Origin of the sequence: Microbacterium forte, assembly GCF_031885415.1 — a bacterium.
Lineage (GTDB): Bacteria > Actinomycetota > Actinomycetes > Actinomycetales > Microbacteriaceae > Microbacterium > Microbacterium forte.
This window is the reverse complement of sequence record NZ_CP116871.1, coordinates 1,208,324-1,223,303: the sequence shown is the minus strand read 5'-3', so window position 1 is coordinate 1,223,303 and position 14,980 is coordinate 1,208,324. Positions and strand designations below refer to the sequence as shown.

Below are 14,980 nucleotides of genomic sequence, written 5' to 3'. Positions count from 1 at the left end.
CGTCAGTCGATCCGCACGTCCAGGCCGAGGTCGAGCGCCCTGGCCGAGTGCGTCAATGCGCCGACCGAGATCACATCGACTCCCGTCGCCGCGATGCCGCCGACCGTGTCGAGATTCACCCCGCCCGAGGCCTCGACCTGCGCGCGGTCGCCGATCAGAGTCACTCCTGCGCGCAGATCGTCGACCGAGAAGTTGTCGAGCAGCACGGTGTGCGCGCCGCCGTCGAGCACAGCCGGGATCTGATCGAGCCGGTCGACCTCGACGACCACGTGGGTGGTGTGGGGCAGGCGCGAGAGGGCGTCGCGCAGGGCGGTGGCGAGGTCGACTCCCGAGCGCTTCAGCACCGCGAGATGGTTGTCCTTGGCCATCACCGCGTCGGACAGGGAGTGGCGGTGGTTGTGTCCGCCCCCCGAGAGCACGGCATGTCGTTCGAAGGCGCGGAGCCCCGGGGTCGTCTTCCGGGTGTCGGCGATGCGTGCCGACGTTCCCTCGATCGCGCGCACGTATGCGGCCGTGACCGTCGCGATGCCGCTCATCCGCTGAGTGAAGTTGAGTGCGATGCGCTCGGCGGTGAGGATTCCGCGGGCGGGGCCCGACACCGAGGCGAGCACGTCACCCGCCGCGAATGCGTCGCCGTCGCCCACGTGCACATCGACCGAGATGCTCGGATCGGTGAGATGGAACGCAGCCGCGAAGACCTCGCCCCCGCTGAAGATCCCGGCTTCTCGAGCGACCAGATCGGCGGTGGCGGTGGCGTCCGGGGGCAGCAGAGTCGTGCTGGTGAGGTCGCCCCAGGGAGCGTCCTCCTCGAGCGCAGCGCCGACGACGCGGGTGATGTGGGCGGGGGTGAGCATCAGACGGTCTCCAGGAGAGGTGCGGCGACGGATTCGCGGAAGTGCGCGCCGATCGAGTCGGTGCGAGCGAGAGCTGCGGATGCCGTCGCGTCGGCGAGCAGGAGCAGGTTCGCGTCCTCGCGCTCGGCGACGGTGGTCGGATCGGGAGCGGTGGCGAGCCAGCGACGCAGCGTGATCAGGGCGTACCGGAGACCGTCTTCCGAGCGCAGCAGGCCCACGTGGTCCCACATCAGTCGCTGGAGTGCTGCCCGACTGAATGCAGTGCCGTGATCGTCCACTTCTGAGCCGCGGCCATCGCCGTGCGTCGGGCCGTTCGCCTGCCCGCCACGCACGGTCATCGGAGGATGCTGCCAGGGAGCCTCGAGTGCCGCTGCCGCGCGAGCGCCGAAGACGGCACCCTCGAGCAGGGAGTTCGAAGCGAGGCGGTTCGCTCCGTGGACGCCCGTGCGCGCCACCTCGCCCACGGCCAACAGGCCCCGGATGGATGTGCGGCCGTCGAGGTCGGTGACGATGCCGCCCATGAGGTAGTGCGCTGCCGGTGTCACGGGAATCGGCTCGGAAGCCCAGTCGAATCCGCGTTCGCGTGTCACCCGATCGATCGTCGGGAACCGATGTGCGAGCCGGAGTCTTCCGATCATCGTCGCGTCGAGACGCACGGGGGAGCCTTGCCGGGCTGCCTGGCGGGCGATCGCGCGAGCGACGACATCGCGCGGAGCGAGTTCCCCGTCGGGGTGGCTGTCGAAGACGAACCGATGACCGGCCGCGTCGATCAGGGTTGCGCCCTCGCCGCGGACGGCTTCGGAGACGAGGAAGGCGGGGCCTTCGCCCAGGATCGTCGGATGGAACTGCACGAACTCGAGGTCCGCGACAGCCGCGCCGACACGGAGAGCTGCGGCGATGCCGTCGCCGGTGGCGCCCAGGGGGTTCGTGGTGTGCGCATAGAGGTGACCGGCACCGCCGGTCGCGAGGATCACCGCATCCGCGGAGAGGTCGGAGGCCACGCCGTCGACCACCACGCGGATGCCGCGCGCGATGCCGTCTTCGACGAGCACGTCGGCGAGGAAGGCGCCCTCGACCACGGTGACGTCGGTGCTGCGAACAGCAGCCACCAACGACTGGGCGATCGCCGCACCGGTGGCATCGCCGCCGGCGTGCACGATTCGGGCGTGACGATGAGCAGCCTCGCGTCCGAGCAGGAGCTCGCCGTCCGGCGACCGGTCGAATGCGACGCCTCGGGCGATCAGCTCGGCGATCCGAGCCGCGCCGTCGCGCACGAGAACCCCGACCGCGACCTCATCCGAGAGGCCTGCCCCCGCTTCGATCGTGTCGGCCGCGTGGTGCGCCGCAGAGTCGCCGGTGCCGTAGATCCCGGCGACGCCGCCCTGCGCGTACCCCGTGGAGCCGTCGCCGATCGCTCCCTTCGTCACGAGGGTGACCGAGTGCCCTGCCTCTCGCGCATGCAGCGCCGCGGTCAGTCCGGCGATCCCCGAGCCGACGACGACGACGTTCATCGTGCGCTCGTCACCACGGGCGGCTTCGCCGCCAGCATCCGCTCGAGAGCGATGCGGGCGGGGTCGGCCACATCAGCCGTCACCGTGATCCGGTTCGGCGTGCGCCCCGCGACGAGCTCTTCGAGAACCCACGCGAGGTACCCGGGGTGGATGCGGTACATCGTCGAGCAGGGGCACACCACCGGGTCGAGGCAGAAGATCTCATGCTGGGGGAACTGCGCGGCGAGGCGGCGGACGAGGTTGATCTCTGTGCCGATCGCGAAGGTCGTCGGCGTGGTCGCAGCGGCGATCGCCCTCCGGATGTAGTCGGTCGAGCCCGCCTCGTCGGCCGCGTCGACGACCGCCATGGGGCACTCCGGGTGCACGATCACTCGCACACCGGGGTGCTCGGCCCGCGCCTGGTCGATCTGGTCGACGGTGAACCGACGGTGCACGGAGCAGAAACCATGCCAGAGGATCACCCGGGAGTCGACGAGCTCGGATGCGGAGGAACCGCCGAGAGCCTTGCGAGGGTTCCACATCGGCATCTGCTCGAGAGGCACGCCCATCGCCTTCGCGGTGTTGCGTCCGAGGTGCTGGTCGGGGAAGAACAGCACCCGCCGGCCGCGCTCGAATGCCCACTCGAGCACGGTCTGCGCGTTCGACGAGGTGCAGACGATTCCGCCGTGTCGGCCGACGAAGCCCTTGATCGCGGCGGAGGAGTTCATGTACGTGACGGGGATGACGGGCACGCGGCCGTCCTCGTCCTGCGCGTCGAGGTCGCCGAGAACCTCTGCGAGCTGCTCCCAGCAGTCCTCGACCTGGTCGATGTCCGCCATGTCCGCCATCGAGCATCCGGCTGCGAGATTCGGCAGGATCACGGCCTGGTCGGGGCCGGAGAGCAGGTCGGCCGTCTCGGCCATGAAGTGCACGCCGCAGAAGACGATGGCCTCGGCATCCGGCCGCTCCTTCGCCGCGGTCGCGAGCTGGAAGGAGTCGCCCACGTAGTCGGCGTGACGCACGACCTCTTCGCGCTGGTAGAAGTGCCCGAGAATGACGGCGCGGTCGCCCAGCACCGCCTTCGCCGTGCGGATGCGCTCGTCGAGCTCGGCTTCGCTCGCCTCCCGGTACGCGGCGGGGAGCTCACCCTGACGCGGTGCTCCGGTCGGGATGACGTCGCCCATCGACGACCCTGGGCCGTAGCCGGGGCGGGAGTCGAAGTCCCAGGGGCCGGCGGCGAGGTCGGTCGTGCACGTCGCGTCGGTCGAAGCGCCCGACACGATCGACTGGATCGCGTGGTCGACGGAGGCGTCGAACGGCTGCACGGCCGGTGTCGGAACGAAGGTGATGCTCATCGGGTGCTCGTCTCCTCAGGGCCGAGCGGGCCGTGATCGGCGAGCTCGACGTCGGTGTTGTAGCGGTACAGGCGGGCGGGGCGGTGGTTGCCGGTGCGGAAGCGGTCTGTGGGAAGGAGGTTGCCGGCCGACTCGACCTGACGGCGGAAGTTGGCGGGATCCAGGTTCTTGCCGAGGATCGCCTCGTAGGCCTCGCGAAGGTCGGCCAGAGTGAATTCGGCGGGGAGGAAACCATGCGCCACGCGGCTGTAGCCGACTTTGCTCCGCAGCCGCCACAGGGCGTACTCGACGATCTTCGCGTGGTCGAAGGCCAGCGCTGGCAGCTCGTCGAGCCCGAACCAGCGCACGTTCTCGGGGGCGCGACCCGATGCGCGGTGTGCCGAGCTCTGCGCGTCGACGTCGTCCTGGCGGAGCAGCGCCCAGTACACGATCGACACGACGCGCGTAGGGGAGCGGTCGACCGCCCCGAACGCATAGAGCTGCTCGAGATAGCTCGGGGTCAGTCCGGTGGTCTCCGCAAGGGTTCGAGCTGCGGCGTCGACGGGTGATTCGGTCTCGGTGAGCCACCCTCCGGGGAGCGCCCACTGGTCGGCGAAGGGCTCGCGCGTACGCAGCACGAGAGGCAGCGCCAGCACCGCCGAACCGTCATCGGTGCGCCGAAGAGTGAGGATCACCGTCGACACGGCGACGTCGATCCCTCCGCTTTGGGTCATAAGTACCTTAACCTCCTGATCCGATCTTAGTGTCATCGGGACTGTTAGTGCACCTCCGTGACCCGATGAGTCCTGAGGCCGAAACGTTATATACCAGCGTTCTGACCTCTTGTCGCTATGAAAGCGATTTGTTAGGTTACTGTCCTAACAAATCCCTTCGCGGGGATCTGTCGCGGGTTCCGATCTGGGACTCGGCTCCATCCCGGAGATCCCTCCTGCAGTGCAGCACCGAGAGGAAATACAGAATGATCCGTAACGGAAGGCGCAAGATCGCGCTCACCGCTGTGGCGGGGGCATCCGTCCTCGCCCTGGGTTTGACAGCCTGTGGCGCAGGCGGCGGCAACGAGGGGAGCGGTGGCGACGGCGACCGGGCTCTTCGCGTGTGGGCCGGCAGCCAGACCCCCATCACCGCGAACTACAATCCGTTCGCACCGACCGTGCTCCACGGTGCGCTCGGGCCGATCTACGAGCCGCTGTTCTTCTACAACAAGACGGCGGATGCCGAACCGGTCGGCCTGATCGGCGACTCCTTCGAGTACAACGAAGACGGCACGGCGATCACGATCACCATCAAGCCCGACCTCAAGTGGAGCGACGGAGAGCCGCTCACCGCGGCCGACGTCGCGTTCTCATTCACCTTCGAGGCGAACAACCCCGAGGGCAACGGCCTCGTCTCCGCCGAGGCGACCGACGACACCACCGTCGTGCTCACCTACACGACCGCGCAGTACACGACCGAGTTCCAGCGACTCGGCTCGACCTACATCCTCCCCGAGCACGTGTGGTCGGAGGTCACCGACTTCGCGAACTTCGCCAACGAGGAGCCGGTCGGCTCGGGCGCTTACGTGGTCGACAAGACGACGAGTGAGTCGTACACGCTCGTGGCCAACGAGAACTTCCGCGATGCCGACGAGCTCGGCGTCAAGAAGGTCCAGTACATCGCCGTCGACAACAACCAGACCGCTCAGGACCTGCTCGCCGCGGGCAAGCTCGACTGGACCGGAATGTTCATCCCGAACCCCGACGACGTGACGGGCAACGGAGCGATCGACTGGATCAACACCCCGCAGGACCCGACCGTGCTGTACACCTGCTCGAACACCGAGCTCGGCTGCACCGGTCCCCAGACGGACGTGGCCGTTCGCCAGGCGCTCAACGTCGCGATCGACCGCACCGCGATCAAGGACAAGGCGTTCGTCGGCCTGACCGGCGACATCTCGCCCACCTTCGCACTGCTGCCGCGCGACGAGAAGTGGGTCGCGGACTCCGCCAACGAGGTCAGCCCTCAGGAGGCGAACGTCGATGAGGCGGGCGAGATCCTCGAGGCCGCCGGCTACACCAAGGGATCGAGCGGCATCTACGAGAAGGACGGCGTGCCCGTCGAGCTCAGCCTGATCTCGGTCGACGGATGGACCGACTACAACGACGCCGCCAAGCTGATCGCCGAGCAGGCGGAGGCGGCCGGCATCAAGGTCACGGCATCCACCGTGCAGTGGCAGGAGTTCTCCGACGCCCGTCAGGGCGGCGACTTCCAGCTCATCGTCGGCGGAGTCATCGGCACCTCGGTCGCCGACCCGTTCCAGATCTACCGCGACTGGTTCGGCGGCACGGCCGTCGAGTCGACGGCTGCGGTCGGCACTGAGGTGCCGGCAGGCCGCTGGAACTTCAGCCGCTACAGCAACCCGGTCGTGGACCAGGCGATCCAGGCCGCCGTCAGCACGAACGACGAGGCGGAGAAGAAGGAGCTGTACGGCACGATCCAGACCGAGATCGTCCGTGACCTGCCCTACATCCCGCTCGTGATCAACGCGACCCAGACCTTCTACAACACGAAGGACTTCACGGGATGGCCGACGGAAGAGGACCTCTACGCCTTCCCGCCGTCCTGGGGAGCGATCGCGGCGGGCTACGTCCTGACGCAGCTCGAGCCGGTCAAGTAAGCACATGAAGACGGGGGAGCAGGAAGCACGGTCAGTGACATGAAGTTCTATGCACGAAGAATCGGGTTCTACGCGTTCACGCTGTGGGCCGCGATCTCACTCAACTTCCTGCTTCCCCGGCTCATGCCGGGGAACCCGGCGGACATCATGATCGCCAAGATGCAGCGAGCGGGCGGCGAGGTCTCCGAGACCACGATCCGCAACATCAAGCTGCTGCTCGGCGGCGACGACTCGTCTCTCTGGGAGCAGTACATCGCGTACTGGGGACGCATGTTCCAGGGCGACCTGGGCATCTCCGTCACCAAGTTCCCGGCCCCGGTGAGTGAGCTGATCGGGCAGGCCCTGCCCTGGACGCTCATCCTTGTCGGCACGGTGACCGTGATCTCCTTCATCCTCGGCGTCGTGCTCGGCGCCTGGGCCGGATGGAAGCGCGGAACCTGGGTCGATCACCTGATCCCGGCGACCACCGTGCTGCAGTCCATCCCGTACTTCTGGATGGCGCTGCTCCTCGTCTCGGTGTTCGCCGTCGGGCTCGGCTGGTTCCCGATCTTCGGGGGCTACGACGTGTTCGATTTCCCGGACGGCCCCGAACCGACCTGGGCGTTCTTCACGGACGCGCTTTCGCACGCGATCCTGCCCGCGCTGACCATCGTCATCTCATCGGTCGGCGGGTGGATGTTCGGCATGCGCAACATGATGGTGCAGACCATGGCCGAGGACTACGTGCTCACGGCCGAGGCCAAGGGGCTCCGTCCTCGTCGCATCATGACGACCTACGCGGCACGTAACGCCGCGATCCCGTCGATCGCCGGCTTCTCGATCACCCTGGGCTTCGTGGTAGCCGGTTCCATCGTCATGGAGCAGGTGTTCACCTACCCGGGCATCGGGAAGCTGATGTTCCAGGCGGTCACGAACAACGACTATGCGCTGATGCAGGGGCTCTTCCTCGTCATCACCATCACGGTGCTCGCCGCCAACTTCATCATGGACCTCGTCTATGGATTCATCGACCCGAGGGCGCGCCAGAATGTCTGACACCGAGAACGCAGTCCTGATCACCAAGGATCAGCCCATGACCCAGCCGGCGAGCACGATCTCGTTGGCCACGCAGCGGGGACGCAAGCGCCGGAGGGTGCTCCCGACGACCTCGCCGAAGTTCATCACCGGGGCGACGATCGTGATCGCGATCGTCCTGTTCGCGATCATCGCGCCGATGTTCTCGCAGAACCCGCGGAGCACCGACAACCCGGCTCTGCTCCCGCCGTCGCCGGAGCACTGGCTCGGCACCACCAAGCTCGGCAACGACATGTTCGCCCAGCTCGCCATCGGCGCCCAGGGCTCGCTCCTGGTCGGCGTGGTGGCGGGCGGCATCGCCATCATCCTGTCCCTGCTGTTCGGCGTTCTCGCCGGCTACCTCGGCGGATGGCGTGAAGACACTCTCGCGCTCCTGACGAACGTGATGATCGTGATCCCCGGCCTGCCGCTCGTGATGGTGATCTCGTCCTTCGTCCCGCAGCGAAGCTGGCAGCTCGTCGCCTTCGTGCTCGGCATCACCTCCTGGGCCGGGGCCGCCTACGTGCTCCGGCTGCAGACGCGATCACTGCGCACCCGCGACTACGTCTACGCGTCCAAAGTCGCCGGGGAGCGATCCTTCCGGGTGATCCTGGTCGAGATCATGCCGAACCTGCTGCCGCTGCTCACGGCCCAGTTCCTGTTCGCGATCATCTTCGCCATCCTCGGTGAGGCCGGCCTCTCGTATCTCGGCCTCGGACCGAACTCCTCGATCACCTGGGGCACCATCCTCAACGACGCGCAGTCGGGGCAGGCGCTCGGACGAGGTGCGTGGTGGTGGTTCGTGCCTCCGGGTGTCATGATCGCGATGCTCGGTGCGGGTCTCGCCCTGATCAACTTCGCGATCGACGAGGTCATCAACCCCAAGCTGCGCAATGCGCCCGACGCCGCTCGACGCGTGCGCAAGGCGGCCAAGACGAAGGGGGTCGCTGTATGAGCGCTCCGGATGCCGTGCTCACTGCACGCAACGTGTCGATCGAGTACGAGGTGGACCCGCCCGTCAAGGCGGTTCGCAACGTCTCGCTCACTCTCAACCGAGGAGAGATCCTGGGGCTGGCCGGCGAATCGGGCTGCGGCAAGACCACCCTCGCCTACGGCATGAACCGGCTGCTCAAGGCGCCGGCGCTCATGACGAGCGGCGAGATCGTGTTCCACGACCGCGACGGGCACGACATCGATATCGTCGCGCTCGACGGCGACGGTCTGCGCGCGTTCCGCTGGGACAAGATCTCGATGGTGTTCCAGGGGGCGATGAACTCGCTCAACCCGGTGATCAGCGTCAAGGCGCAGATCTTCGACATCTTCGACACGCATCGTCCCGGAATGTCCAAGAAGGACAAGCAGGCTCGGGCCGAAGAGCTGCTGACTCTGGTCGGGGTCGACCCGTCGCGTCTGACGAGCTTTCCGCACGAGCTGTCGGGGGGTATGCGGCAGCGCATGATGATCGCCATGGCGCTCGCACTGGATCCGCAGGTCATGATCATGGACGAGCCCACCACCGCGCTCGACGTCGTGGTGCAGCGCGGGATCATCCGCGAGATCATGCGGCTGCGCGAGCGGCTCGGGTTCGCAGTGATCTTCATCACGCACGACCTGCCGATGCTGATCGAGATCAGCGACCGCATCGCCGTGATGCTGCAGGGCCAGATCGTGGAAGAGGGCACCGCCGAGGAGATCTACCGCACGCCTCAGCACGAGTACACGAAGAAGCTGCTGTCGAGCTTCCCGAGTCTGACCGGCGAGCGCGGAGACTTCGTCCGCACCGGCAACCAGCCCAGTCAGGAGGAGATCCGATGAGTGCTCCCACCCTCGAAGCCCGCAACCTGGTGAAGGACTTCACCCTGCGATCCGGGCTCAAGACATCGACCCTCCACGCGGTCAAGGACGTCTCGTTCACGATCGAAGCGGGTAAGACGGTCGCCCTCGTGGGCGAATCGGGGTCGGGCAAATCGACCATCGCGCGGATGCTGATGAAGCTCGAGACTCCGACCAGCGGGCAGATCCTGCTCGACGGCAAGGATGCGGGCATGCGGGGCCGCGCGGTCGAGGACTACCGCTCGCAGGTGCAGATGGTCTTCCAGGATCCCTTCGCCTCGCTGAACCCCTTCCACACGATCGTCCACCACCTGGAGCGCCCGATCAGGCTCCACCACCCCAAGCTCTCCGGTGGGGAAGTGCGTGCGCGCGCCATCGAGCTGCTCGAGCGCGTGCGGCTGTCACCCGGCGAGAGCTTCGCCGAGCGCCGCCCGCATGAGCTGTCCGGTGGTCAGCGTCAGCGTGTGGCGATCGCGCGGGCGCTCGCGCCGGGGGCACGCTTCATCGTCGCCGATGAGCCCGTCTCGATGCTCGACGTCTCGATCCGGCTGGGCGTGCTCAACCTGCTGGCCGACCTGCAGCGGGAGGAGAATCTCGGCGTGCTCTACATCACGCACGACCTCGCGACGGCTCGGCACTTCAGCGACGAGATCATGGTGCTCTACAAGGGCGACGTCGTCGAGCGCGGGCCCGCTGACGAGGTCATCCTCCATCCGCAGCACGAGTACACGAAGACGCTCCTCGGGGCGGCGCCGGAGCCCGAGAACCTCGGCCGCCTCCGGGATGAGGTCAGGGCGGAGCTCGCCGGTCGCTGAGCATCCGTTCCGGTCCCCCTTCGCGCCGCCGTCCACTCGTTCGCGCGGCACGAAGGGCGACCGGAACGGCATCCGTCTCGGAGCACACGACCCGCTAGACTGATCCCACAAGTGAAGACAGGCCGAATGACCCACGCGGGAGAGCCCCGGCGAACGCAGCCGGGCACCGAAGGAGCAAGCCTCCCCGCCAATCTCTCAGGTACGCGTACCGCGCGGTTCCGGCCACTCTGAAAAGCGATTTCCAGCGAAGCGAGAAATCGGGTTGAGCGAGGCCGCCGGAGGCGCCCGAGTCGAAACCCTGGCGACATGCATTCTGCGCGTCTCCGTCTCTTCGCCGGCGGTCCGCCGACGGTGAAAGCCCAGTCTCTGGGCGAAGCTCTCAGGCCCATGACAGAGGGGGAGTTCCGAGGAACGGCGTCTGCGCTGTTCCGCCCGACCCAGCCCGGGAGAACTCCATGTCCGACCCTCGCTACACCCCGCTCCGTGAGCGCCATGAGGCGCTCGGCGCCTCGTTCACCGACTTCGGCGGCTGGCAGATGCCGGTGCGCTACACATCCGACCTCGCCGAGCACCACGCCGTGCGGCAGGCCGCCGGGATCTTCGACATCTCGCACATGGCCGAGTTCCTGGTCACCGGTGACTTCGCCGGCGAGTTCCTCGACTACTCCCTGGCCGGACGACTCTCCGCGATGCCCGTGGGCAAGGCGAAGTACTCGCTGATGCTCGCGGACGACGGCGGGATCATCGACGACGTGATCGTCTACCGGCTCGCCGATGACCGCTTCCTGGTGATCGCGAACGCGGGCAACCGCGGATTCGTCGACTCGGCGTTCGCTTCACGAGTGCGCTCGTTCCCCTCGCGGATCGAACGTGAACGTGCGCCGCTCGCCGCAGGGGAGGACCGCACTTTCGAGGGCTTCCTCGGAGATCGCGGGGTCGACGTCGAGGACGTCTCCGACGAGTACGCGCTGCTCGCCGTGCAGGGCCCCGCATCCGAGGCGATCGTCTCGTCGACGGCCGGCATCACCGACCTCAGCACTCCCTGGTCCGAGCAGAAGTACTACGCGTGGGCCGACGCGATGTTCCTGGGGGCGCCGCTTCTTCTCGCCCGCACCGGGTACACCGGCGAAGACGGCTTCGAACTGCTCGTGCGTGTCGCCGATGCCCCTGCACTCTGGGACGCACTCACCGAAGCCGGACAGAAGCACGGACTCGTGCCCGCCGGCCTCGCAGCGCGCGACACTCTCCGACTCGAAGCGGGCATGCCGCTCTACGGCCACGAGCTCTCCCGTGAGACGAAGCCGTCGCAGGCCGGGCTCGGTCGCGTCGTCGTGTCCGACAAAGAGGACTTCATCGGCAAGGGAGCGGTGGATGCCGCATCCGACGCTCCGGTTCTCGTCGGTCTCGTCGCCGAGGGCAAGCGCGCCGGACGGGCGGGCTACTCCGTGGTCGACGCAGACGGTGTCGCCCTGGGTGAGATCACGAGTGGCGCCCTGAGCCCGACACTAGGCCATCCGATCGCAATGGCCTACGTCGCCCCTTCTTCCGCTGCGGCGGGAACCGCAGTATTCCTTGATGTGCGGGGAACCAGGATCCCTGCGACCGTGACCGCTCTGCCTTTCTACCGGAGGACCAAATGACCGACCTCAACGCACTGCGCTATACCGACGAGCACGAGTGGATCGCCGCTGACGGCGACACCGTGACCATCGGCATCACCGACTATGCGGCCGACAAGCTCGGAGACGTCGTCTTCGTCGAGCTCCCGGCTGTCGGCACCGAGGTCACCGCCGGTTCGGTCGTGGGCGAGATCGAGTCGACCAAGTCGGTCGGCGAGCTCTACGCCCCGGTCACGGGCACGATCGTCGAGATCAACGACTCCGTCGTCGACGACCCCTCGCTCGTGAACGCCGAGCCGTTCGCCGGAGGCTGGCTCATCAAGGTCTCCGTCGGTGCCGGTGCGCTCGACGGCCTGATGGACCGCGACGCGTACGTCGCTCTCACGGAGGGCTGATCGACCAGTGGTCTCTTTCGCCGATCGTCATATCGGAACCACCGCCGCCACCCAGCGTCAGATGCTCGATGCCCTCGGCGTCGAGTCTGAGCTCGAGGACTGGAGCCCCGTCGAGGCGCTGATGCGCCAGGCCGTGCCCGCCTCGATCTTCACCCCCGCCTCCACGGACTCGGTCATCCCGCGCGCGGCGAGCGAGACCGAGGCGCTCGCCGAGCTGCGGGCGATCGCCGCTCGCAACACGGTGAACCGGCCGATGATCGGCCTCGGCTACTACGGCACCGTCACCCCTCAGGTGATCCAGCGCAACGTGCTCGAGAACCCCTCCTGGTACACCGCCTACACGCCGTATCAGCCGGAGATCTCGCAGGGTCGTCTCGAGGCGCTCATCAACTTCCAGACCATGGTGGCCGAGCTCACCGGTCTCACCACGGCCAATGCGTCGATGCTCGACGAGTCGACCGCTGTCGTCGAGGGGATGCTGCTGGCACGTCGCGCATCCAAGAAGGCGTCGAACGTCTTCGCCGTCGACGCAGATGCGTTCCCGCAGACCAAGGCGCTGCTCGAGACCCGCGCCGAGGCCGTGGGCATCGAGCTCGTGACGGTCGACTTCGCCGCAGGCGAGGAGCTACCCTCCGAGCTTTTCGGTGTGTTCGTCCAGTACCCCGGCGCCTCAGGGCGCGTCTGGGACCCGAGCGCCGTGATCGACGCCGCGCACCTCGCCGGCGGGCTCGCCGTCGTCGCAGCCGACCTGCTCGCTCTCACCCTCATCTCGTCGCCCGGTTCGCTCGGTGCGGATGTCGCGGTCGGCACCACGCAGCGCTTCGGCGTGCCTATCGGCTTCGGAGGGCCGCACGCGGGCTACATGGCCGTGCGTGCAGGACTCGAGCGGCAGCTGCCGGGGCGCCTTGTGGGCGTCTCGGTCGATGCGGACGGCAAGCCGGCGTACCGACTGTCTCTGCAGACCCGAGAGCAGCACATCCGCCGGGAGAAGGCGACCAGCAACATCTGCACCGCGCAGGTGCTGCTTGCGGTCATGGCATCGATGTACGCGGTGTACCACGGACCCGACGGGCTCAAGGCGATCGCTCGGGAGGTCGCGGCCAAGACCGTGATGCTGCGCGACTGGCTCGTCGACGCAGGCTCTGAAATCGTCCACGACTCGTTCTTCGACACCCTGCAGGTGCGGGTGCCCGGGCGCGCGGCGGAGTATGCGGAGCAGGCGCACCACGGTTTCGGCATCCTGCTGCACGCCGCCGATGCCGACACGATCGGGATCTCGGTCGACGAGACCACGACGGTCGCCGAGCTCCACCAGGTGGCTCAGGTGTTCGGTGGGGCCCGGGAGCGCGCCTTCGGGTTCTTCGGCTCAGGATCGCAGGGCGGCCTTCCCGCCGACCTGCTCCGTCAGGACGACTACCTCACGCATCCGGTCTTCCATGCGCACCGCAGCGAGACCGCGATGATGCGCTACCTCAAGAGCCTGGCCGACCGCGACTACGCGCTCGACCGCGGCATGATCCCGCTCGGCTCGTGCACGATGAAGCTCAACGCGGCGACAGAGATGGCGTCGATCACGTGGCCCGAGTTCGCGGGCATCCACCCGTTCGCCCCGGCATCCGATGTCGAGGGGTACCTCGACATGATCACGCAGCTCGAGGCGTGGCTCGCCGAGGTCACCGGATACGACGCCGTGTCGCTGCAGCCGAACGCGGGTTCGCAGGGGGAGCTCGCGGGCCTGCTCGCGATCCGCGGCTACCACCTCGCGAACGGCGACACCCAGCGCACCGTGTGCCTGATCCCGTCGTCCGCGCACGGCACGAACGCGGCGTCGGCGGTGCTCGCCGGAATGAAGGTCGTCGTCGTGGCCTGCGACGAACTCGGCAACGTCGACCTCGGCGACCTGCGGGCGAAGATCGCGGCGCACGCCGACGAGCTCTCCGCTCTGATGATCACCTACCCGTCGACCCACGGCGTGTACGAGCAGGACGTGGTGGAGATCACGACCGCCGTGCACGACGCCGGCGGACAGGTCTACGTCGACGGCGCGAACCTCAACGCGCTGCTCGGCTACGCCCGCTTCGGCGATCTCGGCGGCGACGTCTCGCATCTCAACCTGCACAAGACGTTCGCGATCCCGCACGGCGGTGGCGGCCCGGGCGTCGGCCCCGTCGCTGCGAAGGCGCACCTCGCTCCGTACCTGCCGTCGCACCCGCTCGCTCAGCGCGCGGAGCATGCGGGCGGATTCGTCTTCGAGGGTGGCGCCGTGTCCGCCGCGCCGTACGGGTCGGCCGGCATCCTGCCGATCTCCTGGTCGTACGTGCGGATGATGGGGGCGGACGGCCTCCGCCATGCGACCGCAGCGGCCGTGCTGTCGGCGAACTACATCGCAGCGCGCCTCGGCGAGCACTTCCCGGTGCTGTACGCGGGAGAAGACGGTCGGGTGGCGCACGAGTGCATCCTCGACCTGCGGCCCCTCCGAGAGGAGACCGGAATAACGGTCGACGATGTGGCCAAGCGACTCATCGACTACGGATTCCACGCCCCCACCATGTCGTTCCCCGTCGCGGGCACGCTCATGGTGGAACCCACGGAGTCCGAGGACCTCGGCGAGATCGAGCGGTTCATCGAGGCCATGATCATGATCAAGGCCGAGGCGGATGCCGTCGCCGCCGGGCGCTGGCCCGCGGACGACAACCCGCTGGTCAACGCTCCGCACACCGCGGTCTCGCTGATCGCGGGGGAGTGGAACCACGCCTACACGCGGGAGGACGCGGCCTACCCGGTGCACGCTCTCGTGGCAGGCAAGTACTGGCCGCCGGTGCGCCGCATCGATCAGGCGTACGGCGATCGCAACCTCGTGTGCGCCTGCCCGCCGATCGAGGCGTTCGCCTGAGACGAATCCTGACGAGCGAC

General features: G+C 67.8%; 12 protein-coding genes and 1 riboswitch. Of the genes, 8 read left to right on the top strand and 4 right to left on the bottom strand.

All coding sequences use genetic code 11. The features are described 5' to 3' along the window. Window positions 1–2 precede the first annotated feature (2 nt). The 4 genes from nadC to OB895_RS05995 are packed head-to-tail and all read right to left on the bottom strand — an operon-like array spanning window position 3 to window position 4,412. Entirely contained in the window at window positions 3–854 is an 852-nt protein-coding gene (nadC, locus tag OB895_RS06010) for a carboxylating nicotinate-nucleotide diphosphorylase (RefSeq protein ID WP_311879451.1), read from the bottom strand. Beyond that, window positions 854–2,365 carry an L-aspartate oxidase gene (gene nadB, locus OB895_RS06005; RefSeq protein WP_311879450.1) on the bottom strand — a complete coding sequence of 504 codons (1,512 nt, stop codon included), beginning with the start codon at window positions 2,363–2,365 and terminating at the stop codon, window positions 854–856. Before nadB ends, nadC begins: the two co-directional genes overlap by 1 nt. Continuing rightward, window positions 2,362–3,699 (bottom strand): quinolinate synthase NadA, encoded by a 1,338-nt coding sequence (nadA, locus tag OB895_RS06000; RefSeq protein ID WP_311879448.1) that lies wholly within the window; start codon window positions 3,697–3,699, stop codon window positions 2,362–2,364. Before nadA ends, nadB begins: the two co-directional genes overlap by 4 nt. After that, window positions 3,696–4,412 (bottom strand): NUDIX hydrolase, encoded by a 717-nt coding sequence (locus OB895_RS05995; RefSeq protein WP_042542020.1) that lies wholly within the window; start codon window positions 4,410–4,412, stop codon window positions 3,696–3,698. Before OB895_RS05995 ends, nadA begins: the two co-directional genes overlap by 4 nt. A gap of 245 nt (window positions 4,413–4,657) precedes the next feature. Here OB895_RS05995 and OB895_RS05990 point away from each other — a divergent pair, with 245 nt between their 5' ends. The 8 genes from OB895_RS05990 (at window position 4,658) to gcvP (ending at window position 14,960) form a co-directional block, all read left to right on the top strand. After that, on the top strand, window positions 4,658–6,352 hold the full coding sequence (locus tag OB895_RS05990) for an ABC transporter substrate-binding protein (protein WP_079112525.1): 1,695 nt from the start codon (window positions 4,658–4,660) through the stop codon (window positions 6,350–6,352). Window positions 6,353–6,391: 39 nt separating this feature from the next. After that, window positions 6,392–7,387, top strand: a complete 996-nt coding sequence (locus OB895_RS05985; RefSeq protein ID WP_042542018.1) for an ABC transporter permease — start codon at window positions 6,392–6,394, stop codon at window positions 7,385–7,387. After that, window positions 7,380–8,360, top strand: coding sequence for an ABC transporter permease (locus OB895_RS05980; RefSeq protein WP_079112526.1), 981 nt, complete (start codon window positions 7,380–7,382; stop codon window positions 8,358–8,360). The genes OB895_RS05985 and OB895_RS05980 overlap by 8 nt, the downstream gene beginning before the upstream one ends. After that, on the top strand, window positions 8,357–9,220 hold the full coding sequence (locus tag OB895_RS05975; protein ID WP_042542016.1) for an ABC transporter ATP-binding protein: 864 nt from the start codon (window positions 8,357–8,359) through the stop codon (window positions 9,218–9,220). The genes OB895_RS05980 and OB895_RS05975 overlap by 4 nt, the downstream gene beginning before the upstream one ends. Then, window positions 9,217–10,053 carry an ATP-binding cassette domain-containing protein gene (locus tag OB895_RS05970; RefSeq protein WP_079112527.1) on the top strand — a complete coding sequence of 279 codons (837 nt, stop codon included), beginning with the start codon at window positions 9,217–9,219 and terminating at the stop codon, window positions 10,051–10,053. Before OB895_RS05975 ends, OB895_RS05970 begins: the two co-directional genes overlap by 4 nt. Window positions 10,054–10,179: 126 nt before the next feature. Continuing rightward, a riboswitch (glycine riboswitch) is annotated at window positions 10,180–10,274 on the top strand. A 234-nt stretch (window positions 10,275–10,508) separates the two neighbouring features. After that, window positions 10,509–11,693: a glycine cleavage system aminomethyltransferase GcvT gene (locus OB895_RS05965; RefSeq protein ID WP_079112528.1), complete on the top strand. Its 1,185-nt coding sequence runs from the start codon at window positions 10,509–10,511 to the stop codon at window positions 11,691–11,693. Next, complete coding sequence (gcvH, locus tag OB895_RS05960) at window positions 11,690–12,067, top strand: glycine cleavage system protein GcvH (RefSeq protein ID WP_042542013.1); 378 nt, start codon at window positions 11,690–11,692, stop codon at window positions 12,065–12,067. Before OB895_RS05965 ends, gcvH begins: the two co-directional genes overlap by 4 nt. Before the next feature lie 61 nt (window positions 12,068–12,128). Further along, complete coding sequence (gene gcvP, locus OB895_RS05955) at window positions 12,129–14,960, top strand: aminomethyl-transferring glycine dehydrogenase (RefSeq protein ID WP_042542196.1); 2,832 nt, start codon at window positions 12,129–12,131, stop codon at window positions 14,958–14,960. Window positions 14,961–14,980 lie beyond the last annotated feature (20 nt).